At 71.0% G+C, this 23181-nt stretch carries 17 protein-coding genes; all 17 read right to left on the bottom strand.

Annotation, left to right across the window (positions count from 1 at the left end; translation table 11 throughout):
- Positions 1-3: 3 nt before the first annotated feature.
- Positions 4-492, bottom strand: a complete 489-nt coding sequence (locus tag ACX114_RS14240) for a hypothetical protein (RefSeq protein ID WP_459298458.1) — start codon at positions 490-492, stop codon at positions 4-6.
- Positions 493-508: 16 nt separating this feature from the next.
- Positions 509-4756 carry a DUF6519 domain-containing protein gene (locus ACX114_RS14235; protein WP_459298456.1) on the bottom strand — a complete coding sequence of 1416 codons (4248 nt, stop codon included), beginning with the start codon at positions 4754-4756 and terminating at the stop codon, positions 509-511.
- Between the two features lie 65 nt (positions 4757-4821).
- Complete coding sequence (locus ACX114_RS14230) at positions 4822-8196, bottom strand: hypothetical protein (RefSeq protein WP_459298454.1); 3375 nt, start codon at positions 8194-8196, stop codon at positions 4822-4824.
- Entirely contained in the window at positions 8193-10721 is a 2529-nt protein-coding gene (locus ACX114_RS14225) for a baseplate J/gp47 family protein (RefSeq protein WP_459298452.1), read from the bottom strand. Before ACX114_RS14225 ends, ACX114_RS14230 begins: the two co-directional genes overlap by 4 nt.
- Positions 10718-13156 (bottom strand): baseplate J/gp47 family protein, encoded by a 2439-nt coding sequence (locus ACX114_RS14220; RefSeq protein WP_459298450.1) that lies wholly within the window; start codon positions 13154-13156, stop codon positions 10718-10720. Before ACX114_RS14220 ends, ACX114_RS14225 begins: the two co-directional genes overlap by 4 nt.
- Positions 13153-13521 (bottom strand): GPW/gp25 family protein, encoded by a 369-nt coding sequence (locus tag ACX114_RS14215; RefSeq protein WP_459298448.1) that lies wholly within the window; start codon positions 13519-13521, stop codon positions 13153-13155. Before ACX114_RS14215 ends, ACX114_RS14220 begins: the two co-directional genes overlap by 4 nt.
- A 12-nt stretch (positions 13522-13533) precedes the next feature.
- Entirely contained in the window at positions 13534-14013 is a 480-nt protein-coding gene (locus tag ACX114_RS14210) for a hypothetical protein (protein WP_459298446.1), read from the bottom strand.
- A gap of 8 nt (positions 14014-14021) precedes the next feature.
- Entirely contained in the window at positions 14022-14705 is a 684-nt protein-coding gene (locus tag ACX114_RS14205; protein WP_459298444.1) for a phage baseplate assembly protein V, read from the bottom strand.
- Entirely contained in the window at positions 14702-15847 is a 1146-nt protein-coding gene (locus tag ACX114_RS14200) for a phage late control D family protein (RefSeq protein WP_459298442.1), read from the bottom strand. The genes ACX114_RS14205 and ACX114_RS14200 overlap by 4 nt, the downstream gene beginning before the upstream one ends.
- Before the next feature lie 6 nt (positions 15848-15853).
- Complete coding sequence (locus ACX114_RS14195) at positions 15854-16129, bottom strand: hypothetical protein (protein WP_120564342.1); 276 nt, start codon at positions 16127-16129, stop codon at positions 15854-15856.
- 18 nt (positions 16130-16147) lie between these two features.
- Positions 16148-16819, bottom strand: a complete 672-nt coding sequence (locus ACX114_RS14190) for a CIS tube protein (protein WP_459298440.1) — start codon at positions 16817-16819, stop codon at positions 16148-16150.
- Positions 16816-17088, bottom strand: a complete 273-nt coding sequence (locus ACX114_RS14185) for a hypothetical protein (RefSeq protein WP_459298438.1) — start codon at positions 17086-17088, stop codon at positions 16816-16818. Before ACX114_RS14185 ends, ACX114_RS14190 begins: the two co-directional genes overlap by 4 nt.
- On the bottom strand, positions 17085-19283 hold the full coding sequence (locus ACX114_RS14180) for an ATP-binding protein (RefSeq protein ID WP_459298436.1): 2199 nt from the start codon (positions 19281-19283) through the stop codon (positions 17085-17087). The genes ACX114_RS14185 and ACX114_RS14180 overlap by 4 nt, the downstream gene beginning before the upstream one ends.
- Before the next feature lie 8 nt (positions 19284-19291).
- A complete protein-coding gene (locus ACX114_RS14175) occupies positions 19292-20434 on the bottom strand; it encodes a Pvc16 family protein (RefSeq protein WP_459298434.1) in 1143 nt (380 codons plus the stop codon).
- Positions 20435-21619: 1185 nt separating this feature from the next.
- Entirely contained in the window at positions 21620-21769 is a 150-nt protein-coding gene (locus tag ACX114_RS14170) for a hypothetical protein (protein WP_459298432.1), read from the bottom strand.
- A 17-nt stretch (positions 21770-21786) separates the two neighbouring features.
- Positions 21787-22632, bottom strand: coding sequence for a T4 family baseplate hub assembly chaperone (locus tag ACX114_RS14165; protein WP_459298430.1), 846 nt, complete (start codon positions 22630-22632; stop codon positions 21787-21789).
- A gap of 34 nt (positions 22633-22666) precedes the next feature.
- Positions 22667-23167 carry a phage tail protein gene (locus ACX114_RS14160; RefSeq protein WP_120528968.1) on the bottom strand — a complete coding sequence of 167 codons (501 nt, stop codon included), beginning with the start codon at positions 23165-23167 and terminating at the stop codon, positions 22667-22669.
- Between the last annotated feature and the right edge of the window lie 14 nt (positions 23168-23181).

The following is a 23181-nucleotide window of genomic DNA, read 5'->3' as shown; positions in this document are numbered from 1 at the left end:
CGGTCAGCCCTTCTCCGGCTTCCGCGGTTGGCTCTTCGGTCCTCCGAGCCCGCGCGTGCGCGCGGACTGATACGCGGTCAGCGCCCGCACCCTCGCCTCACCCCGGCGGATGCGGAGCGCGAGCCGCTCCTGTGCGTCCTTCTCGATACCCTTCCAGGCCTCGAGCGCCTTGCGCTCCGCCTCTTCGATCTTCGCGAGCTCCGCCTTGGTGGGAGGCTTCGTCGGGGTATTGGTCGGCGGAGTCTGCGGGACGTCTTTCTTTCCCTGCTGCGCGGCCTTCGACAGCTCCTGGATGAGCTCCCGTCCAGCGGTCATCGTCTGGGCCAGCGCGGCGCTGCCCGAGAGCTCGCGAATCGACTTGAGCCTCAGCTCCAGCTGTTCCCGCCGCGCGGCCACCCACGCGCCCGGATTCTTGGGCGCGGGCCGCTGGGGACGGGGGTCGCTGACGTCCGGGAGCTTCAAGGCCTTCTTCATGTTCTGCGTCGGTCGCATGAAGTGCGTCCTTTCGTCAGGGTGCGTTGAAGTTGGGGGCAGTGATGATCCCGGTCTGGCTCCACCCCGGGATGCTGAAGTCCGTCGCGTAGTTGTGCGCGAACACGAGCCGGCTGTACGTGTTCGTGACGAGCATGGCGCCGACCCGGTTGCCCACGATCTGGACCCCCGAGTACGTGTCCGCGACCGCCGGCGGATACGTGTCATACGGCGACTTGGAGCTCACGTTCGGCCAGCCGACGACCAGATCCGCTGACACCCAGTTGCCCTGCACCTGCGCGTTGTACGAGTACTCCTTGTCGATGGCCGCCGCGGCGAGCGCCTTCGTATAGGTCTGGAGGATCGGCTGGACCTCCGCGACCCGGACGGTGCCCCGGTTGACCGTGTCCGCCGGAGCCACCCACGGTTGCAGCGACTCGATGAACCGGGGAGACGTGCTCGCCACTCCGGAGGTCGTGTACGCATAGGGGGTCAGCACGATGCTCCCATCCACGCGGTTGTCCTCGATCTGCCAGTCCCCCCACACCTGGGTGATGCGGAGCGCGATGTGGCTGCTCGGGAGCTGCGACAGGCGGTTGCCCGAGATGGTGTTTCCGCCCGAGATCGCGATCCGGATCCCGCCCGTGAAGACATTGTTCCGCAGGACGCTCTCGTAGAGCTGCTCGCACCTGCATCCCAACCCGGTGAAGCGGTTTCCCTCCAGCAGGAGCCCATGCGTCCCGGCGCCCGTCTCACCCTCGGCGGCCCAGAAGGGAGTCGACGCGGTGACGGTGTTGTCCTGGACCGTGATGTCGTCGCGCTCGCCTTCGGTCCAACGCTCGTAGAGCAGGATGCCCAGGCTCCCGCCCTTCTCGGCCTGGGACACCGCGCTCAGCGTGATGACGTTGTCCTGGACGACGCTGTATCCACCGTCCGCCAGGTAGAGGCCCACCTGCCGCGCGTTGTGCAGCGGAAGGCCGAGCACGTCATTGGAGAAGCTCAGCTGCTGGCCACGCACGGTGTTGCCCTGGACGACCACGTCGTTCCCCAGCGCGAGCACCCCGACCGCGGCGTCGAGCTGATTGCCCGCGATGCGCAGCCGCTGGGTCCGCTCCTCCGGCTCCTCACCCCATGGGGGCGGAGGCATGAGCGTGCAGGCGACGCCCAGGGAGGTGTTGGAGAAGACGTTCGCCGTCACCGCGACCCCCACCATGCTCACCACCGGCGGGCTCGTTCCCTCCTCCTGCTGGACGAGGCTCGGTCCAATCTGGACCCCCGCGAGGTAGGACAGGAACTGGTTGTCGTGGATGCCGACCTCGGCGAGCGAGGGGTACGTGGACTCCAGGGCGGGCAGCGGGCTGCCATCAGCCGAGGCCGCCAAGAGGATGCCGCGCTGCCCCGTGAACGTGCACCCCTCGACCTTCAGTGAGCTGGTCAGCCACGGCAGCCAGAGGCCGGCCGCGCCGGAGGTGGAGAACCGGTCCCCGGACATCCGGCACTGGTACAGGTAGTCCACCCGGATGCCCGCATGCGCGCCCACATACTCGTTGCCGACCGAGACGAGGTCGTACAGGTACCCGATGAGCACCGGGCTTCCGCAGGCGAACGTGCACTGCTCGAACTCGCTTCGCCAGTAGTCGATCCCGCTCACCCCGATGCCGACGCTGTCCGCGTTGTAGCCGCCGGCCTCTGTCTCGATGAGCCTCGTGACCGTCTTCTCCAGGTCCTCGTCCGCCGCGTCGATGAGCACCTTGCGGCGCTCCACGTCCAGCCACCCCTGGAACGAGGAGCGCCGGAGCCGAAGACCTCCCGCCCCCTTGGCGTAGATGCCGGCCCGCTCGCAGACCACCACCGACTCGATGAGCTCGGTCATGAACACGTACTCCGCGGCGACGCCCCACGCGCCCAGGAGGATCGACTCCTCGGCGCGGATGGACGTGGTCCCCCGCGTGTCGGGGTACACAATGAACGGCGCCGGCTCCTCGGGCTTGAAGTCCGGCAGCGCGGGCTTGGCGATCTGGATGGCGACGCCATTCTCACCGGCATGGACCAGCGCGGCCCCTTCCAGGCGGACCTGCGTCGGGACGAACTGCGCGAGCCCCTTCTCTCCCGGCGTTCCACCGGACAGCGTGAGCTGCACGAGCGGCCCCGAGGCCTCGCGCCGGAAGACGAGGAGGTCGCGCAGGGTGAGGCACGCGTCCCCATCCACGAAGAACACCGGCGCGTCGCCCTCGAAGCCGAGCAGCGTCGCATGAGGACATCCGGAGAGCGTCACCCGCCTCCCGACGATGTTCAGCGTCCCGTGGATCCGGTAGATACCTCGCTCCAGGCAGAGGGTCGCGCCGTCGATGGCCTCGTCGATGGCCTGCTGGATGCGAGCGGTGTCGTCCCCCTGCGTCTCGGAGGGTGACAGCGACACGTCGCAGCAGCCGCCGTCCTCCTTGGCGTACAGCTCGTCCAGCGCCTCCTGCACGGTGTCCGCGTCGGTGCCGACCTTGCCGCCGTCGTAGGCGATGTCATCCGCGTTCAGCTCGCAGAGCGCCGAGTACTGATGGTCGTACCAGCGCACCAGCTCCAGCGGCGCGTTCTCGCCCGTGTACCGGAACAGGGCCAGCGGCGCGAACAGCCGCTCCGGACCGTGCGGCGGCTCCTGCCAGGGACCGTTCTGGTTGTCCTTGATCTTGCGCGCTTCGTGTTGCCAGTAGTCGCCCGGGCGGAAGGCCGCGCCGGACAGCTCGATGACGATGCCGTCGCCCAGGTCGAACAGGGTGACCGGCGGATCCCCCAGCACCTTGGGCTTCGTGACCAGGAGCCCGTGCCAGACCCGCACCTTCCGGGGCGCCTGGGTCTTGTTGGCGAAGTCCGCCGGCACGTTCACCGGCAGCCGCGTCACCGCGTCGCGCAGCTTGAGCTGCCCGGAGGTGGCCGTCGTCTCCGCGTAGAAGAGCTGCCCCACCGAGCGCTGCGAGGCCCTGAACACCTTCGCCGTGAGCGCGACCTCCGCGGGGGCGGCGTCACCCAGGTCGTCGGTCTCATCGAGCAGCTCGATGAGGTCGCCGTCCTTCACCTCGGCGCCGGGCGCGAGCGTCAGGTTCGTGAGCGTGTTCGCCACGGAGGCGACGGCGAACACGTCCGAGCCGTTGTTCCTCGACCACTTGATTTCGACGTTCCCGAGCGCGCCGCCCTTGTGCACCTCGAAGCGGTAGAAGCGGTTGTCCGCGCCCGTGTAGCCGCCTGCCTCCGGAATCGCGCAGGGGTCCAGGTTGTCCGGCGCCACCTTGGTGGTGAGCTTCAGCCTGCCGGTGCCCGCGTCGACCTTGGCGAAGGCGGCCGGCACGTCGTCCTTGGCCGCGAGCGGATCTCCGCCGTCATTCGCGAACACGGCGAGCTTGACCTGGCCCACCGCCTTCGAGCGCACCGTCGTGTCGAGCACACCGCCCAGCGCCTGCTCCAGGATGCCGCCGTCCTCGATGCGGGTGATGAGCCGCTCCCACCCTTCCAGGTAGGCGACGACGTAGCTCCCCGCGACGGGCAGCGTGTCTCCGGAGGGAAAGCCCTTGCTGGTCGGGAAGGTGGACTCCCAGAACATCCCATCGTCCGCCGACTCGACCGCGAGGCCCTGCAGGTAGTACCGGCCGCGCGTGTACGAGAACAGCGGGGCCTTGGTGGCCGCCTCGAAGCCCTCGATGAAGCCGATCCACGCCTCGTTCGCGGCGCCTGCCGCGGAGAAGCCGATCTCGAGGGTGTCGTACTCGGCGGGTGCGCCCGCGGGCACCAGCACGTCGTAGAACTTGAAGTTCGCCGCGTCGTTGGCGTTAACGACACCCGCGCTGACGCCCTGGATCCGGACCTCCACGCTCGCGTTGGCCCGCAGCCAGAGGCGGACCTTCGGATAGCGGGCCTTGGTGAGCTTGCGCCGGGCGAGGATCTTCACGAAGCCGCCCGCCGCGTGCGACCCCACGTACAGGGACGGGAAGCGCTCATGGTACTTCGCGCCGTAGTCGCGGTACGCCACGAACGCGCCGCCCGGTGCCGGCAGCGTCACGCCGTCGAGCGTCTCGAACACCGCCAGGAGCGGGCCCGGCGTCGCGAGGTAGCCCAGGTTCGGACTGCCCTGCTTGCAGCCCACGTCGGACGCCAGGTCGCGGATCAGCGTGTCGGCCGCGTCGACGCTGGCCGCGACATCGCTGTCCAGAACGAGCCGCCCCTCCTGCAGGAGCACGCGCCGGTACTTCTCCTTGCGCTTGGCATCAGGACGATGGCCTCTGGTGAAGTCGCCTTTCATGGTCGCTCTCTCAACCGTCCTCTTCCCGGTGTCTCAGGTCTCGCCGAACCCAGTGGCCCGGCGCGCTAGTCCATCCGCAGGAGCCCGGTCTGGAGCCCCGCGGGTGTGAATTCGATCAACCTCGTGAGCAACGCGTCGCCCCGCTGCGCGAACCGCGCGCCGTGGAACGCCCCCATCTCCGAACCATCCTCCGCGCCGCGCGTGATGGACCTCGGGCACTCCTCGGACAGACGGAGGTGCGCGGCGTCGGTCCGGTCGCGCGTGACGAACAAGGGGATGTCCTCCGTGACGCGATGCCTGCGTGGCAGCAGGCTCTCCGGCTCCACGCGGCTGTAGCGGACGCAGCCGTGGAACCGGTCGCGCGCCCGCGCCATGTCGGTGAAGAGGCTCTCGCTCGCCTCGATGACGCGCACGTCCACCGAGGGTCCACCGCCCAGGTCCGCGCGAAGGGCCGCGACCGTCGAGCGCTCGAAGCGGACCTCGCTGTCGATGGCCTGGACGGCCAGGCCGCCCGCCGCGTCGAGCACGCTCTCCTCCACCATGACGGAGGCGGCCCCATTCACCCGGAGCCTCGGCGCGAGGCAGCGGAAGAGGCGGATCGCCGTGTCCGAGCCCTCCGCGGCCGTGAACCTCCAGAGGTCGTGGGGCGCCAGCGCGGAACAGAACCGCACCTCGACCTGTCTGGCGGGCGGCGGATCCAGGGCCACCGTGGCCGGCACCGGCGGCGACCCCGGGTAGGTGGTCTGCCGGATGGCGAGCCCGTGCAGCGTCAGCTTCTCGTACGTCGGGGGCGCGACGCTCGCCCACGCCGCGCCGAGCAGGAGCACGGGCCGGTGAAGCTCCGCCGCCTGGAGGGTCAGCGACGTCACGTTGGCCGGCCAGACCAGCGCGCTCTCCGCGTACGTCGCGCTGTCCTCGAACTGGATGACTTCGTGCTTCGCCGCCTTCACGCCATCCGCGACGACGGCGGCGAGCGCCTCTCCGAGCGTCGAGTAGCGCGGGAGGGACTGGTACGACAGGGGCGCGTCCCGGTGCAGGCTGCCCCCGCGGAGCACGAGCCGCGTCGGCGCGGGCAGCTCCTCGGCGAGCAGCGGCTCGCGCGCGTCGGGGCGGGCTCCGGTGTGGAATGAATAGCCTTCCAGGAAGTCGACCGTGACCGGGCTCGGCGGCCAGCCGGCGGCCCCCGTATGCACCGACGCCACGGTGAACGGCGCCGCGGGTTCGGTCTTCGCGAAGGAGAACAGGCCGTGCGCGGGATCGATGTCCAGGCAGCCCGCGGGCGTCGCGAGGCCGAGCTGGGGGCTCATCGGGTCCTCGTTCTTCCACCAGCACAGCGTGCGCTGCCGGATGTGTCGGCGGCGCAGCGTCTTCGCCTCGCGAATGGGGGCGATGGTCCCGCACGCGAAGCGCGCCACTTGCAGGCTTCCTGCCCAGACCGTCGAGCCGTCGAGCCTCACCGACACGGCCTCGCTCGCGAAGGCGAGTGACGGAGACCAGCCCGCGAGGGGCGGCACCTTCGTCTCGAGCGCCGGGAGGTGGATGAGCACCGCCTCGCCGTGGTCGCTCGTGAAGGACACCTCGCAGGACGGCAGGAGGATGCGCTGCGTGTCGGACTCCAACCGGAGCCAGAGCTCGGCGTCGTCCCGCGAAGCGGCGGACTCCTGCGCGAAGAAGCTCCACGCCGTCCGCAGCTCCGCCGCCGTCGTCACGTCGGTGCCGTCCGCCTTGAAGGCCTTCCACGCGGTGACCGCCGTGGCGTCCGGCCCCGTCCAGGCCAGTTGGAGGAAGGGGCGGATCTGGCTCCTGATCCGGAGCGCGAACACCAGCCGCAGCGCCACGGCGTTGCCCGCCACCACCGGCGCACCGGTGACGTTGAGCGCGCGTGAACCGTGGACCACCACCGGCCCTCGCGCGGTCGCGGAGGGGATGCTCCGCCACGGCTCGGGCTCGGAGGTGAGCGGCAGGGGCGGCCACGCCGGCCCTGGACCTGCCGACAGCGCCTCACCGGGCAGCCGTAGCCCTTCGGACGTGACGGTCAGTGGAACCCCGGCGTCGTACACGCTGCCGTCCGCCGCGACGAACAGCCACCGGTCCCCGACCACCCACGTCGCGGGGAGCTCCACGGTGAGCGCGCCCGAGAGGAACCCCATCGCGGCGAGGCGCTGATCCGCGGGCGGCATCGCGGCCGAGGGCGCGCGGCAGGCGATTTCGATGACGGCGCCCGGGAAGTATCCCGCGCCCCCGTCCGCCACGAGACGCAGCATCACGGCATACGGGCCCGCCACGGGCGCGGCCACGCCAACGGACGACGTCCCACCGCTCGCCTCGATGCGCACCTCTCCGCGAAGCACGGCCCCGGCGGTGTTCGGCACGTTGGCGTCCGCGCCGGTGAGCGGCACGGCCATCACCCCCACCCGGACCGGCGACGACAACCGCTCCGTCACGTGTGACAGGAGCAACACGTCACAGACGTCCGCGGCGAGCGCGCGCTCCGCGGGCAGGCGGATGGAGGCCCGCGCCTCCTTCAAGGGACTGGCGACGGCGGCGGGCAGGCCCGTGAAGCGCCCCGTGAAGCGCGCGCCACCGCCCCCCTCCTGGTCGAAGTAGTCACCCGGACGCGCCGCGAAGTGGAGGGGCGGCACGCGGTCTCCCGCGAGCGTGTCCTCGGCGGACGCACGCCGCACCCGCAGGGGCACGTCGTCGCCCAGGGGGTTGAAGGCGAAGCGGTAGTCCACCTCGGGCACCCCGCCGCCGGTGTAGCGCGTGCGGTCCCTCGCCGTTCCCTCCGTGACGGGGAACAGCTTCGTCGGGTACAGCCAGTGCGCGACGTGCTTGGGGTGGTAGCGCCCGGTGGTCCGGCCGATGCGGCGCGGATCCACGGCATGGAACGCGGTGTCGAGCGGACCCGACGCACGTTCGGCGATGGTCGCCGCGCCTAGCCCGGCGATCGTCCGCTCGGGCCGGTAGAGGTTCAGGTCCTGGGCGAGCAGGATCCGCTTCCATCCCTCGCGGCTCACCGCCAGCTGGCCGGAGAGGTCTCCCGCCATCTCCTCCAGCATGGAGGGGGTGCCCTTGCGGCGCCGCCAGCCCACCGTGCCGCGCACGTCGCGCCGGTTGGACGGGGCATCCGGGAAGACGAGCCGCATCCCGATCATGTCCGCGAGATACGGGAGGACCCAATCCGCGCTCTTGTCGATGAAGAGGTCCGCGTGCAGCTCTTCGATGTTCTGCCGCGTCCGCGCGATGGGCGCCGCGAGGATGCGCAGGAACTTGTAGAGCTCCTCCACGCCCCTGGGCGCGAGCGACTTCTGCGGCTCGCGAGTGCCCTCGGCCATGTCGACGACGCGGTAGAGCGCCGGCAGGTGCGAATAGAGCAGGTCCGTGACCAGGCCGCGGACGCCGGGGTCGAGCGTGGGGGTGTCGCCGCCTTCGCCGCTCATGGGGCCTCCGGAGAGAGGATTTCGATGTCCTGGGACGCGAGCACCAGCATCTGGTTCGGCCACGCGATGACGGTGTCGGCCACCCGTGGGGGCTGGCCCTTGCCGACCTCTTCGAGGGTGTCGAACAGGTGCAGCTGGACGAAGGTCACGCCGGGTGCGTGCTCGATGCGCTCGTAGAGCTCGCTGAGGAACGCGGGCTGTCCCAGGTCGCGGGCCTCGAAGGCGAACAGGCCCGGCGCGTCCTTCGACGTGCCGCAGAGCGCGTCACGCACCGCGCGCTCGACGCTCTCCCGCAGGTACGCCGGGTCGCTCTCCACGGTCAGCTTGAGCTTGAGCCCGACGAGCTCCGGGCCCACCACGTCCAGCAGCACCGTGGTGTCACGGCGGGCCTGGAGGAAGTCCTTCACCTGGGTCGCGGTCGCAGCCGTGCCCTTCGCGTCGGCGACCACCACGCGGATGCCCTCCGCGCCGCCCTCGAGCTTCGTCCACTCCGCGCTCGCCTTCACGATGCCCGGGAACTGCAACGCGAGCTGCTTGTGGTCCTCCACGGAGACGGCCCGGTCGAACGTCCGGATGTAGCCCGTCGCCTGCGTGCGCACCTCTTCAGGCTCGGCCGGGGCCACCCCGCCCTTCACCGCGAGGGGGTTCGCCAGCCGCTCCACCAGGGGATGCGCCTTCTTCAGCCGGCTCACGGCGAAGGCGTCCGCGTCGCCGTCCGGGCCGATGCCGATGCGGTACGTCGCGACGATGTGGTTCCTCCCGGAGGAAGGAATGGCGCCCTGGATGCCGTCCCCGAACACCACGCTGACCGTGCCGGTCTCGTCGCGCTGGACGAGGTAGCACCGGTCCTCTGGTGACGACGCCACGAAGTCCACGACGCGGTGCCACAGGACGTCCGCCACGCGGATCTCCAGCTCGGGCTCCGCGCCGTTCAGCGAAGGCAGGTACGTGAGCGGCTTCTGCTTGAGCGGGAAGCGCAGGAAGGGCGTGCTCCCATCCGAGCCACCCAGCACCTCCGAGGCCGTCTTCCCGTGCGAGATGCGCGCGACGTTGCCCAGGATGCGAAGCGCCCCGAACGTCCAGGGAGCGCCCGCCACGGGCGGCTCCACGGGCTCCCAGGTGAGCTGCGTCCGGACGGTGCTGTTTCCATCCGCCCACGTCCCCACCGACGTGAGGCGCACGATCTCGTAGCGCGCTCCGCCCGTGCGCTCTCCCAGCGCGACGAGCCGTCCCGGCTCCAGGTCCGCGACCAGACGGTCGAGCCGGACGGGCGTGGAGCCGGGCTGGGTGATGGCCGCCGGATTGGGCCCGGTCGCGACCAGGGCGGTCTTCACGCCGAAGCCGAGGAGCCACCGGCTGGTCCGGATGTCCTGCCCGCTCCGGGTCAGGGTCGTGCCCCCCACCGTCGCCTGGAGGGTGGTCACGGTCCTCGCCACGCTCACGGTGGGCTTCTCATCGAGCACGGTGACCTGGTCCCCGCTCGGCTTCGTGGGGTCCTTCGGGATCTGGACGACCACGTGGCGGACCTTGGAGAACGTGACGTTCCTCGACACCTCCGAAGTGATCCTGAGCGCCGAGAGTCCCGCGCTGGTGACGCGGACCCCGGGCGTGCCGACGACCGACTTCTTGAGCTCCTCGGACAGATAGAGGTCGTTCGCCTCGCTCGAGCCGTTCGCGGGCGTCACGGTGTAGCCATGGGCTGGATACGACGCGGGACTGGTGGGCAGGGCCCCTGCCCGCAGCTCCGTCTCCGTGAACGACGAAGCCGGCGTGTCCCAGCCGAAGAGATGGAGGTCGTGCGCGGGCTTCGCCCAGACGACGGCGCCCGGGAAGCTGCTGTCGTTGCCGGTGAGGGGCTGCTTCACCGTGAGCCGCGTGCGTCCCCCCTCCTCCACGGGCGGCGCGCTCACCTCGTGGGCGGAGAGCGTGGTCCCCCGCTCGATGACCACGAAGTCACCCTGCGCGATGCCGAGCCCCGTCCCCTCCACCTCGAAAACCGACTTGCCGGAGAGCGGCAGGACCGCGAGCGCGTCGTAGGGGAGGAGCTCGCTCCACGCCGCACTGACGGCCAGGTCCTCGGTCGTCTCGTAGTCCTGCGCCTTCTTCTCGCCCACGGCCGCCGAGCCCATCGCCAGGCCCCGGAGCACCGTGCCGGACACGTCGTCCTTGAGGGTCAGCAACACGTACCCGGTGGCCGCCAGGCCCGGTCCAGGTTCGTAGCCAAGGCGGCGCCCGTGGCGCACCAGCGCCTTCGCCGTGAGCGCCGTGCCCAGGAAGGCGTCGTTCGCGTACCGGTCCTGGTAGGCGCCCAGCGTGTGGCCGAGGAGCGCCGCGAGCTCCATCAGCGTGCCGGCGAAGTCGCCCTGCGCGGTGGAGGGCGGGAAGCCCAGCTCGTGCGAGGCCAGCGTGCGCTGCTCGTCGAGGAGGTCCGCGAACTCGTCCGGCAGGTAGTCGAGCACGGTCCGGCCCGCGAGCGGCTCGCCCGTGGTGGAGTACGCGGTGCGGAAGCGCGGTGGGCGGCTCACGGGGCGACCTCCTCGATGACGAAGTCCTTCTCGGTGACGCCCGCGTCGAGCCCGACCACGAGGACCTTCAACTTGCCGTAGTCCGGCATGTCGTCGTCGCCGTCGTTGCGGACGACCTCGGTCGGCGCGAGCGTGATGCGCGACTCGACGTCATTCGCGGACACCACCTTGAGCTTGCGGAAGCGGAGCGCCTTGACCGACCGCACGCCCGGGATGCGCTGCACGAACGCGAGCAACTCACCGACCTCCAGCCCTTGGCTGAAGCTCAGCCGGTCCGGGTGGAAGTAGCCCGGCTTCTCGTTGGAGCCGGGCCGCAGCGCCGCGAGGACCGCCGAGCGCACGCGGTAGGGCAGCGCCCCCGGCTCGACGCAGATGCCAAGGCGCACGTCGATGGGCACGTACTCCGCGGCGCTCACGAAGTGCTCGCGCCCCGTCATCCGCAGCGCATCGATGCGGTCGAACACCGCCTGCCGGAGCGGCTCGGAGAGGCCCGTCTGTCCCTCCGGATCCACCAGGACGAGCACCGCGTTGAAGGGCCCGCCCAGGAGCCTGGCGGTCGCGCGTCCCACGCCCTTCACGGTGGCGGCGGCCACGGCGTAGTCGGAGAGCGAGACAGCGCGCTCGACGGGGCCATGCCGGAGCGACGCCGGGATGCGGAGGCGCACGGCCTCTCGCGTCTCGGCCCGCAGGCCTCCCCTGCCCGGGAGGACGTTGGTCCCGCGCAGCCCCAGGAAGCCGGCCACGGCGGACTGGCCGGGCACGAAGCGCGTGAGGACACCGGCGCCCACGTTGCCCGCGACCGCGTCGCCCGTGCGGTAGTCCACCACGATGTCGCCGGGGAGCTGCTCGCTGTGCTGCTGCGCCTGGCTCAGCGCGTCCTCGGACCACACTTCGACGGCGCGCCCCTGCTTGCCGTCACCGAACTCGAGCCACAGCGAGCCATCCTCGTCGGCGGTCGCGACGAAGTGCCTGTCGAAGGACTGGGAGGCATGCAGGTGCTCCACCCGCTGCCACTTCTCCGAGCCGATCGTCACCTCCACCCGGACCGAGGAGCCGGTGAGCCCCGCCGCGCTGACGGTGGACTCGAACACGACCTGCGTCTCCGAAAGGCGCAGTGCGCGCAGCAACAGGTGCGAGAACCCCGGCCGCCGCTCCAGCACGTAGCTCTGGCGGTCGCGCGAGAAGGCCGCCTCCGAGCGGACGTAGCGGTCCTGACGTGAGCGGCCGAATCGGGCACGCCCCAGGTTGCCGTGGATCCGCAGCGCGTCCGGCTCGCCCCACGCCGGCCGCATCGCGGTGGACAACGGCGGTTCGAACGCGACGACCGTGACCTCGGACTCGTTCGTGTGCGGGGCGTCCGACGCGGAGGCCGTCCATCCCGGAAGCCGCTCATGGCGGAAGCCGGTGATCGTCACGATCTGCGCGGGGGGAACGGGTGCGTCCGGAGGCGTCGTGGCGAAATAGTTGCCCTGCACGAACGCGAGCGTCTGGCCCACGGCGAGGTTCTCGACCGTGCCCCAGAGGAGCACCTCGCTCGCGCCCACGGGGATGATGGCGTCATCGGCCCCGGGCCACGCGGCGAGCGGCAGCACGTTGTGGGCGGCGAGGACCCGCGAACGCTCGGTGAGCCAGAACACCACCTCCGCGCCGCTCGCGCCGGCCGGGGTCGTGATTTCGATTCCCACGGGCAGGTAGCCGTCGCTCTGGGCCTGGAAGCAGAGGAGCGTCTCGGCCGCGGTGCCGTCGAACAGGCGCGTCCCGAGGAGCTCCGCGTGCTGACGCAGGGAGTAGCGCTGGCTGGCCGTGTCGACGAACGCCTCGTTGGCGACGCGGTCCTGGTAGTAGCTCAGCAGGTCGCCATGGTGCGCGAGCAACTCCACGAGCACGCGCTCCAGGGCCGCGGGCGAGAGGTCCGCCCACGCCGGGTTCTTCACCCGCACCCAGTCGCCGAACATCTGCACGAAGCCGGAGAAGTCCTTGGTGAGCAGGTCCACCGCGGGCCGTGGCTGCAACGCCCGGGGAGGCTGCTCCTTGAGGGGCCGGCAGTCGCCGCCCTCGCAGCTCAGCGTGAAGTCGAACGTCGCGCTTCCGAAGAAGGGATGGACCTGCGGGCCGTTCGGCCCCTCTCCGGTGGACAGCAGCGTCAGCGTGTACTCGGACGCATCACCGACCTGGGAGAGCGCGAGCGTGACGGTCTTCTGCGCGCTGTCCTCGCTCACGTAGGTGAAGCCCAGGTCGGTGATCCGCAGGCCGCCTGAGATGGCGAAGCTCTTCTCTGAGAACTTGGGGGCGACCCAGGTCCTCTGGAGATGGACGACCAGCGTCGCGGACGTGGGCGCCTGCTCGTTGGGGAGCAGCTTCAGCTCCAGGTAGTCGATGCCCTGGAACAGCGAGGTCCCATGACGGCCGGACCACTGCAGCCACGGGGAGGTCACAGCCGCACCTCCAGGTTGCGGGGCAGCCGGTCGGTGCGGCGGCGGAAGGCGATCTTCACCCACAGCTCCCCGTCCTCGGGGGAGGCCTCCACGTCCACCCCGTCCACGAGGATTTCATCGCCGATGTCGCGGCGGAGAGACTGCGAGATGCGGAACTCCAGCGCTCCAATCGTCAGGTCATTGAGCTCGTCAAAGACGGCGCGGTTGAGGTCCACGCCGAAGTCCGGCCGGTTCACGCGCTCGCCCGGCGCGGTGAACAGGACCGCGAGGATCTTGTCGCGCAGGTGCTTGTCCGCGTCATCGATGACGGCGACCCCGCCCTGGGCGCCGAACCGGAATGGATGCTGGAGGAAGCGATCGGCCATGGGAGGTCGTCCTCAGGTGATGGGCGCGGGCGGAGGGCCGGGGGGAACGGGGAAGATGACGAGGGTGGTGGACGCGAGCAGCGTGCACGCCGTGGCGACCTGCTGCGCCTTCTGCGACACCGCCCCGTCCACGTCGGAGAACACGGAGATCAGCTGGGTCACCGCCGCGCTCGCCGCGGTCGGGAAGGACGCCGTGCCGGGCGGGAAGCTCTGGCCCGCGATGTACGCCGCCACGCCCATCGCCAACTGGGTGCCCGCGGCCTGCGCCGACTGCGCGGCGAGCGCACCCGCCGCCGCTGCCGCGAGCTGGGACTTGCGCGCGAGCGCCGTCGCGCAGGGGATCCCCGCCGCCTGCCCCGCCGCGAACCAGCTGGAGACCGCGGTCGCGAAGTGGTCCGCGGACGCGTTCACGTCCTGCGGATAGGAGCCGCCCTCCGGGACGAGCCAGGTCTGTTCGAGCTGGGTCTTGAGCGTGTCGAACACGAGGGGCATGGGGAGGGCTATTCCGTGAAGGTCTTCTTCGACAGGTGGCTCGACTGCATCGGCTGCGCCGGAGGCCCGGACGGCCCGACGCCGGTGGGATGCGTGTGGCTGTTGAAGAACTGCATGAAGTCGTTGCCCAGGATGACGGCCTGCTCCGCCCCGTCGCCCAGCTTGATCTTGTCGGCCTTGATGATCAGCTCGCCGTTCTTGGTCAGGCGCAGCTCGACCTTGTCGCCGCCGTGCGCGAGCACGACGACCTCTCCGTCGTCATCCATGAAGATGCGGTGGCCCGCCTTGGTCCGGAGGATGTGCTTCATGGGGCCGGCCTTGGTGTCCTCGGAGGTGGGCACCTCCGTGCCGCTCTCCGTGCCCAGGTCGTCGCTCTGGCCGGTGCTCTCCGGCGCGCCCCAGAAGCAGCCGGTCCAGATGGGCCGGCTCGGGTCTCCCGCCGCGAACTCGATCCACACCGTGTCGCCAACCTCGGGCGTGAACAGGAAGCCGCGGTCCTTGCCGCCACCGTAGGGCGCGCACGGCAGCGCCCAGCCCGTCGTGACATCCTCGCCCAGGACGGCGGGCACCTTCGCGCGCAGGCGGCCAATCTCCAGCGGGTCCGCGTTGTCGGTGACGACGGCCTCGTATTTTCCGTAGAAGCGGTGAAGGAACCGCTCCTCGAACGTGCGCAGCAGGTCTTCCACCTTCATTGCGGCGGAACCTCCTCGGCGCTCTGGCCGAAGTCTTCTCTTCCGGAAAGGCCCAGCGCGTTGCGCTCGGCGACGAAGGTCTGGCTGATCACCCCTTCGTCCACCGTCGTCCGGACCGCGCGCACGTAGTAGACGCCCGCGAACATCCGCCCCACGCCCTTGATGAGCACGGGACGGCGCGCGCGGAGCAGTCCCCGGTACAGGGGCGTGTCCACCTCTCCCCTCGCCTCGACGGCGAAGAGCGCCCGGTCCGTCGCGGCCGAGCCCTCGTCGGCGATGGCCGTCTCCGCCGGGAACGGGTCGCGCAGCAGGGTGACGGCGCCGGTCGCCCCCGCCTGCTTCAGGCCCTTCTCCAGCGCGTCGCCCACCAGTCCGTCGCCCAGCGGATCCAGCTTGGGGCTGCCATCGGAGCGCACGACCCGCTTGCCAATGGGGTCGATCGCCGCGCCCTTCACGCGAGCAGGTCCGTTCATCGTGGCCTGGAGGTCCAGCCACTTGAGGTTGGGATCATCGCGCAGGATGGTCAGGTCGGGCTGGGGCGTGTCCTTGAGGGCGCGCGGCCGGAAGAACGCCGTCACGGCGCCACTCTGGGGGTCGGGCTCCAGGTAGCAGACGAAGCCATTGCGCCGCGCCAGGCGCTGGACCAGCTCCCAGTCGGTGCCGCGCTGCACGAGGAGCTGCTTCTTCTCCTCGTGGCGCGTGCCGGTCGTCTCACCAGAGAAGGCGAGCTGGTAGCGGGAGAAGACCTTCTCCGCGGCCTCGGTGTCGGTGACGTCGGGATAGGCCTCCACCCGCTCCTCGGCCGCGAGCAGCACGGCCGCGTCCATGGCGAGCACCTCCACGTAGCTGTTGGATTCGACGGACTCGAAGTGCGGGCGCACGTGCGTGACGAAGCCCTCGAAGAGACGCACGGAGTTGCCGCCCGGCGGTTCAATCTGCACCGACACCTTCGCGGACGGCACGAAGAGGCCGTCATCCAGCGGAGAGAACTCACCCTCGGGCGACTGCGTGGCGTTGAAGCGCAGGGCGAGGAAGGTCGGGTCCGCGTCGCTCTCGCGCACCTCGATACGGGTGAGCAGACCGAGCACCGAGGCTTCGATCGGCTCCCCATCGATGGATACGAGCAGGCGCGGATCCGGCATGGCTCCTCAGCGGTTCGGCGGGATGAGGACGGGCCGTCCGGGGACGAGCACGTCGAACGGGTCGAGGACGCTGGAGGCGTCGCAGATGCGCCAGAACTTCTTCGGGTCGCGGAAGTACTGCTGCGCCAGGTTGTCCAGCCGCTCTCCCTCGCCGGGAGCGTGGAAGAAGACGCCGCCTGTCGCCGGGATCTCGCGAAGCGACAGGAGCGTGACGTCCTCTCCGGAGGCGTCGGTGGCGGTGTCCGTGGGGGTCTTCGCGTATCGGCTCGTCTTGTCGATCACGGGTGAGCGCCTTTCGCGTCAGAGCGGCAGGATGTTGGTCCCCTGCGCGGCCGTCGTATCCAGGAACTGCCGCGCCATCTCCGAGCGCTTCGACGCGGTGAAGGAGAGCGCGTCCGCCACGGCCTTGTTGTCCTTGGCGTCCGCGTCGGTCAGGACCTCCAACTGCACGTCGACCTCCGCGCGGATGGGGTTGAGGTCGCGGTTGTGGCGGGTCTCGTTGACGTTCATCCCGGTGATGCGGACGGGGAGCACGCGCTTCTTGCCCCACACGAACAGGACCGTCGGGCGCTGCTTGCGCGCCTTGACGGGCTCCTTGCCGTCGGAGCTCCGGTCCTGCGGGCTCTCGGCCGGGAAGAGCAGTCCCTCCAGCGCGCTGACCTCCGGGAGGATGCCCAGCTCCGCGGGGAGGTTCTCCGCGCTCTGGAGCCGGTCATCGAAGTCGAAGCGCACCTGCACGGTGAGGGTCTGCTTGACGTTGCCGCTGGCGGCGTCGGCCCCCTGCTCTCCCTTGCCGGAGCCCTTCGCCGCGCCCTCGGTGCCGGAGCCGCTCTTGCCCTGCTCGACCTGGAAGGCCCGGGTCAATATCTCGGGGTTGAAGCGGAACGGAATCACCCGCTTGTCGCCGTTCGGGTAGCCGCCCGGCTCGTACGCGATGAATGCGCCTCGCAGGTAGCTGACAGGGTCGCTCAAGGGAACCTCCTCAGGACGGCGGAATACAGTTCGTCGGCCAGACGCTCCGCGCCGCGCTCGGAGAGCAGCTCGTCCGCGGGAATCGCGTCGAGCGACAGCCGCTCCAGGGCAAGCTCCTGCACACCGGAGCGCGCGAGCGGGGACTTCGCGAGGCGCTCCGCGAGCCTGCGCAGGGCGTCCTGCACCGTGGCCTGGACGGCCTGCGTCCGGGCCTCTTCGGAGAGGCCCAGCACGGAGATGGTGTCGATGCGGACGGAGATGCCGCTCATGCGCGTCCCCTCGCCCACACGACGGGCTTGCCGTTCAGCTCCTGTGCGTGGCCCGGCAGGTGGACGGCGAGCGGCCCGAAGTCCTCCCGCGAGCGCCCGAGCCCGACCTTCTCCAGCTCCCGGTACGTGGCGCGGACCAGGTGGTCGATCCGCACGAGGCCGTCGGGTTCAGCCGCGGCGAGGTGCGCCGCCGCGACGCCGATGTTGTAGATGCTGCCGCCCGCCAGGCTGAAGCGCTCCACGAAGGGGCGCAGGTCCAGGCCGGGCGCCCAGCGCGCGGCGGGCGGAAGCGAGCGCTGCCACAGCGACGTCCGCATGGACGCATCCGGCATGGGGAACTCCAGCACGAACCGGAGGCGGCGCAGGAACGCGGTGTCCATGTTGCTGCGCAGGTTGGTCGTCAGGATGCTGATGCCCTCGAAGGACTCCATGCGCTGGAGCAGGTACGCGACCTCCACGTTGGCGTACCGGTCGTGCGCGTCCTTCACCTCGCTGCGCTTGCCGAACAGCGCGTCGGCCTCGTCGAAGAGGAGGATGCCGTGGCCTGCCTCGGCCTCCTCGAACACGCGCGACAGCGCCTTCTCCGTCTCGCCGATGTACTTGGAGACGACCTGGCTCAGGTCGATGCGGTAGAGGTTGAGCCCCAGCGCGCTCGCGAGGCACTGCGCGGCGAACGTCTTGCCCGTGCCGGGGCTGCCCGAGAACAGGCACGAGAGGCCGCGTCCCAGCGGTGACGCCCCCGGCAGGCCCATCTCCGCGCGCACCCGGGGCGCCGCCCGGTAGAAGCCCACGATGTCGACGAGCGTGTCGCGCAGGTGCGGCGGCACGACAAGGTCGTCGAACACCGCGCGCGAAGGAATGTGCGTAACGAGCCGGCCCATCTTCCGCGCGCCCTGGGCCAGCAACTCCGCCGCGATGGCGTCGGCGTCGATTCCGCTGGAGGCACCGCCCGCGAGGCGCAGCTTCGTGGTGGCGGCGTTCGAGGCCGCACGCTCCGCCGCGATGGCGTCGGAGTCGACTCTGTTGGATGCACCGTCCGCGAGGCTCGGCTTCATGGTGGCGGCGCGCGAGGCTGCGTGCTGCGCCGCGATGGCGTCTGCGTCGACTCCGTTGGAGGCACCGCCCGCGAGGCGCAGCTTCGTGGTGGCGGCGCGCGAGGCCGCACGCACCTCGTCGAGACTCGAGCGGAAGCGGAGGGCCAGCGCCGCGGCCACGGGTCCTTCGCCGAACTCGGCCTCGAACACGCGGCGGCGCGCATCGAGGTCCAGCTCCGGTAGATCCACGGTGGGCCAGGCGCCGGTGTACGCGTTGTGTGGCACCAGGAGCACCACCGCGGGCAGGTGCCGCGAGACCATCCGGATCCACGGCTCGGGGAAGGGGCGCGACTGGCAGGCGGCGTGGAGGTCCACCACCGGGAGGCCGCCGCGCAGGCGCATGACCTCGGCCGCGTCGGGCGGCTCGTCCGCCCCCCCGACGAGGAAGGCCGTCTCACCGGCCACGGAGGCAAGGTCGAGCCCGAGCTGGCGCGACGTGCGGGCCGTCCCGGCGCGAAGGCAGAGGACGCCCTCCTCATCGAGGATGGCGCGGGCACCCTCGACCAGCGCCCTGGGCAGCCCCAACCGCTGGGAGGGAGGCTCGCGCGTGATGGCGAGCTGCGTGGGCTCCACCTCGGGCACGTCCGCGAGCAGATGACGCCGGGCCTCGGCCGGGGCAAGGCGCACGGGCACCTGCGCGAGCGGCTTCTGGACGGCCGCCTCGATGCGCTCCACCAGGCCCATGCGCTCCGCCGCGCCGCCTTCAATGGCCTCAGCCAGGGCGCGCTCGAAGGGGATGCCCTGCGAGGACACGAGGAGCCTGGCGAACGCGGCCGGCGTCACCAGTTGGACGCGCTCGTCCTCGGCGAGGATGCTCGCCGCCGCGGCGCATTCCGGGTGGGCCTCGACGGCGGCGGCGAGGACGACGAGCCAGGTGCCCTCCTCGGAGAGCCCCAGCCGGCCACGCAGGCGGGCCGTCATGGGGTCCTGCCGCAGCAGACACGCGCGCATCCGCTCGCCAAGCTCCCGGAACCGCTCGGGCGCATGCGCGAACCCCGCCGCCGCGTCGAACGTGGTGGTCTCCCGCTCGCGCACGGCGGCCTCCGCGCCGAGCAGCACCAGCTCACGCGCGAGCGCGAGCGCGGAACCGGGAGGAGGCACGGAGTCCCTCATCCCTTGAGCTCCACGGTGACGAACGGCGTGAACTGCAACGGCACCGAGGCTCCGAGGGTGAGCTCGACCGAGAACCGGTAGTCGCCGGAAGGCAGGCTGGGGACGGTGAACTCCACCGAGGTGGGCGTGACGGTGAGGCCCCCAATCCGGTGCACGTCGGTGGGCGCGAAGATGCCGCTGTCCGGCCAGAGGTACACCTGCGTGGCGGGCGCGAGCCCCTGCCCCTCCAGCTTGAAGGTCGCGCCCTTCGCCACGGAGAGGACCTTCGGTCCATCGACCGACCAGGTGCCCGCGGGCACGACGCGAAGGTCCATGGGCTCGGAAGCGACCTTGCCGCTCATCACCGACACGCGGTGGACGCCTTGCGGAACCGCGTTCGGTCCGGCCGTGGGCAGCTTGAGCCCGATGGCGCGGCCCGGCTCGATGACGTCGAAGCCGCCAGCGACGAACTTCCTCGCGCCAATCCAGACCGCGTCGATGGACGTCGGGAACGCCCCATCGATGCGCAGGTAGCCTCCTTCCGCGAGGCTGCTCGGCACGAGCCGTCCGACCCGCGGCGGCGTAGAGATGGAGGGCCCGGTGAGGACCACGCCTCCCGGGGCGACCACCGGCGACACCGGCGTCACGGCGAGCTTGCTCACGAGCTGCACCGGGCCGACCTCATAGAGGAGGAAGGGCCGGTGCTTGATCTGCAGCGGAGAGAAGAGCTTCTCCACCAGGTCCGGCGTGAGCGGCACCAGCGCGAGCGAGATGCGGCCCCTGCCGCTGTTGCTCGGGAGCGCCGGGATGGGCAGCTCGATGTGCGGCTCCGAGTGGAAGATCCGCAGCACCTCACCGATGAGGCGGTGGGCACCGGCGGAGTTGGTCTCGGGGTCCTCGCCGTAGCCGGTGATCAGCACGAAGAGGGAGAGCGACGCGGGCGGCGGTGAGGACGTGCCGTCCGGGTTGCGGATGTAACCGTCGTTCTTGTGGCCCGCCTGCTCGTTGACCCAGAGGAGCGACACCCGCAGCTCCTCGATGGTGATGGCGGTGTCGGGCGGCGGACCGGCAATCACGTTGCCCGGCGCCGGGGTGATGCGCGTCTCGAGGACGTGCTTGATGGCCTCGGTCGCGTGGTAGAGGTTGTTGAACGTCGCCACCTACCACCTCCCGCCGAAAGGACCGAGCGGGAGCCCCGGTTCGATCTGATGAGAGCGCGGCGCGTGCACCGTGGCCGGCCGTGGAGCCGGCGCACGGCTGCCGACGATCTCGATGCGGCCGACCGAGATGGAGATGCTCGGCGGCGCGGGACGCGCGGGTGAAGGCGCGCGTTGCGGCGCAGGCACGGGTGCGGGGCGCACGCTCGCGGCGTCAGCGCGAGGGCGCGGCGCGGGAGGAGCAGGCTGCGCGGACTTCGGCGCGGGGGCCGGAGCGGGACTGCTGGAAGGCGCCTTCGGCTGGGGTTGCGCCGGGGACGGAGCAGCCTTCGCAGGTGCCATGCCAGAAGGCTGCGCGACGGGGACCATCACGGCGGGAGTGGGCGCCGCCGCGCGAGCCGGTCTCTCCTCGGAAGGGGCCGATGGGCGCGGAGGGCGCTGCGCGGACGGGGCCTCGGGAGGCCGGGAAGCAGCCAGCGGTGGCTTCGCCGTCCGCTCGTCCGCGTTGCCCGAGGAGGGCCCGGGCGCGCTCCGAGGCTGTGGAGGTGCGGGTGGAGCAAGCGGCGGCGCCGCCCAGCGCGGAGACTCCACAACGGGACGCTCCGGTGCGGGGGCCAGGGGCTCGCGCGGAACAGCCGCGGTGACAACCACCCTTTGCTCGACGACGCGGTCCACCACGCGCTCGGTGCGGCGCTCGACCACGCGCTCTCGCACCACGAGCGGTGCGGCCATGGCGGGAAGACGAGGACGCTCCGCGACCACCGGCCTCGCGGGCGGAACGGGAGCCGGAGCGGCCACGGTGGAAGCCACGGGAGCGGTGGAGACCGGGACCTTCGCTGCCGGGTTCGGCGCGGGGACCGGGGTGGCGGCGGGAACAGGCGCCGCAGACACGGGAGCGGTGGCACGTGGCGGCTCGCCCCCATTGGGACGACCGGGGGCCGGCGGTTCCGCCACGGTCCCTGCGCCGACCTGGGGACGCTCTGGCGCGGGTTCCGCCAACGGGACGGAGGCCGTCATCCGCGCGGGCATGAACGGGCCGGCCGGGACGTCCACGGCGGGCGTCGCGCGCTCGGACTCGGTGGCGCGCACGCTCATCGGCGCGGTACGCGGCGTGGCCTCACCCGCGGCGCCCTCTCCGGCGCCGCGCAAGGGTCCCTGGACGATCCGCGACAGGGCCGCCATCGCGCCTTACCCCTCCCCGAGCGCGTCGAACAGGTGCTGGTCGGCCTCGGCCTCGATGAGGGCGAGGTACGCGGCGCGCCGGGAGAGCTTCAGGCGGAGGATCTGGTCCTCGCTCCAGTGGTAGCGCGCGGCCAGCCTGTGGACGTCATGCAACATCCGTCGCCCCCTCCCACTCAGCTCGGCAAAAAAAAAGCCGCAACGTCGAACGGACTCTCGAAACCGGCACGACACGACGAGCACTGCACCGCCATGCCGAGGTCGAGGTCCGGGAGCGCCGACTCGATGGCCCGCTCGATCGCGGCGCGCGCGGCAATGGGCAACGCGCGCACGAACGACTCGTCGAAGGGCCCCTCTTCTCCCGCGTACCGGACCAGTACACGCGCCAGGAGGAACGTGCGGCGCGCCGACTCCGACTCGAGGCCAGCGGACAGCAGGTCTTCCTGATCTCCCGCCGTCGGAGTCCGCGCGAGCGCCGTGCGTGCGGCGGACTCCGCCGGAAGGACGTGACCGGGCAGCTCGATTTCGACCTCGGTGGGGACAGGCGCCTCCGGCAGTGGAAGCTGGCTCAGCTTGAAGTCGATCTCGTTCTTGTGGCCGCACGAGGGGCAGGCCACCTCCAGGTGGACCACGTCCCCCAGGGAGAGCTGGCGGATCCGGACGAGGGCGGCATCGCGCTCGACGGTCGTCAGCTCCCGGACGTGCGCGTACGCCGCCTCGAAGTCCGCGCCGGGCGCCACCGAGCACCGCGCCACGATCTCATTGCAGAGCGCCGCGGTGTTGGGGTCCCGCTGGTGGGCCTCGACGGCCTCCTCCTCGTAGCCGGTCATGGCCCGAAGAGGAGACTCAGAGCGCGGAGTGCGCGGCTTGTGCACGCCGCGGGCAGGCGCCGTGGGACGCGCCTGCGCGGACTCGGGCGGAGACGGTGACCGGACCTCGCGCGCGCCCTCCCCTTCCCTCGGGGCAGGACCTGGCTGCGCCCGTCGCCGGGCGAACGGGTTTTCGATCCGCTCTGTGGCCATCTCGGATCTCCGTGGGCCGATGGAGGAGGAGGAATCAGGTTTCGGCGGGCTCGGTCAGCGTGGTGTCCCGCTGGAAGCCTTCGTGCTCGATCTTGACCATGGTGATGGCGACCGCGTTGGCGTTCGCATCCATCTCCGGCGTGGCCTGGTACTCGCTCACCCACGCGCGGCGGACCTTGAACCGGAGGACCGGCGTGCTCTGGAGGTTGAGCACCTCGATGGCAATGTCCTTGCGGTACTTCGCGAGCGACATGGCCGCGGCGCCGTCCAGGTTGTTCACCAGATTGGCCCACTCCTCGAACGTGGTGTCGTGGGTGAGCCCCGCTTCCAGGGTGATGGGCTCGAACTTCGTGCGCCCCGGCATCTTCCGGACGATCGACGGGTCTCCGGCCTCACGCCATTCGACGGCCTCCGTCGACTTCTTGAGCGCGCTCATCTTGGAGAGCCCGGCGACCGGGCGCCCGTCGATGAGGACGCGGAACTTGAAGTTCTTGTACGGGTCGCTCCGGTGGCTGTTGACAGAAAAGAGTGCCATGGCCGTTTGCCCTC

Source organism: Corallococcus sp. M7, assembly GCF_054512695.1.
The sequence above is the reverse complement of the archived record's forward strand: the minus strand, read 5'-3'. Positions and strand labels throughout refer to the sequence as shown.

Bases quoted from the DNA above. Each gene is read 5' to 3' on its own strand.
- ACX114_RS14205 (WP_459298444.1), bottom strand. From the start codon at position 14,705: ATGAAGGTGGAAGACCTGCTGCGCACGTTCGAGGAGCGGTTCCTTCAC.
- ACX114_RS14160 (WP_120528968.1), bottom strand. From the start codon at position 23,167: ATGGCACTCTTTTCTGTCAACAGCCACCGGAGCGACCCGTACAAGAAC.
- ACX114_RS14210 (WP_459298446.1), bottom strand. From the start codon at position 14,013: ATGCCCCTCGTGTTCGACACGCTCAAGACCCAGCTCGAACAGACCTGG.
- ACX114_RS14200 (WP_459298442.1), bottom strand. From the start codon at position 15,847: ATGCCGGATCCGCGCCTGCTCGTATCCATCGATGGGGAGCCGATCGAA.
- ACX114_RS14235 (WP_459298456.1), bottom strand. From the start codon at position 4,756: ATGAAAGGCGACTTCACCAGAGGCCATCGTCCTGATGCCAAGCGCAAG.
- ACX114_RS14230 (WP_459298454.1), bottom strand. From the start codon at position 8,196: ATGAGCGGCGAAGGCGGCGACACCCCCACGCTCGACCCCGGCGTCCGC.
- ACX114_RS14185 (WP_459298438.1), bottom strand. From the start codon at position 17,088: ATGAGCGGCATCTCCGTCCGCATCGACACCATCTCCGTGCTGGGCCTC.
- ACX114_RS14170 (WP_459298432.1), bottom strand. From the start codon at position 21,769: ATGTTGCATGACGTCCACAGGCTGGCCGCGCGCTACCACTGGAGCGAG.
- ACX114_RS14165 (WP_459298430.1), bottom strand. From the start codon at position 22,632: ATGGCCACAGAGCGGATCGAAAACCCGTTCGCCCGGCGACGGGCGCAG.
- ACX114_RS14215 (WP_459298448.1), bottom strand. From the start codon at position 13,521: ATGGCCGATCGCTTCCTCCAGCATCCATTCCGGTTCGGCGCCCAGGGC.
- ACX114_RS14240 (WP_459298458.1), bottom strand. From the start codon at position 492: ATGCGACCGACGCAGAACATGAAGAAGGCCTTGAAGCTCCCGGACGTC.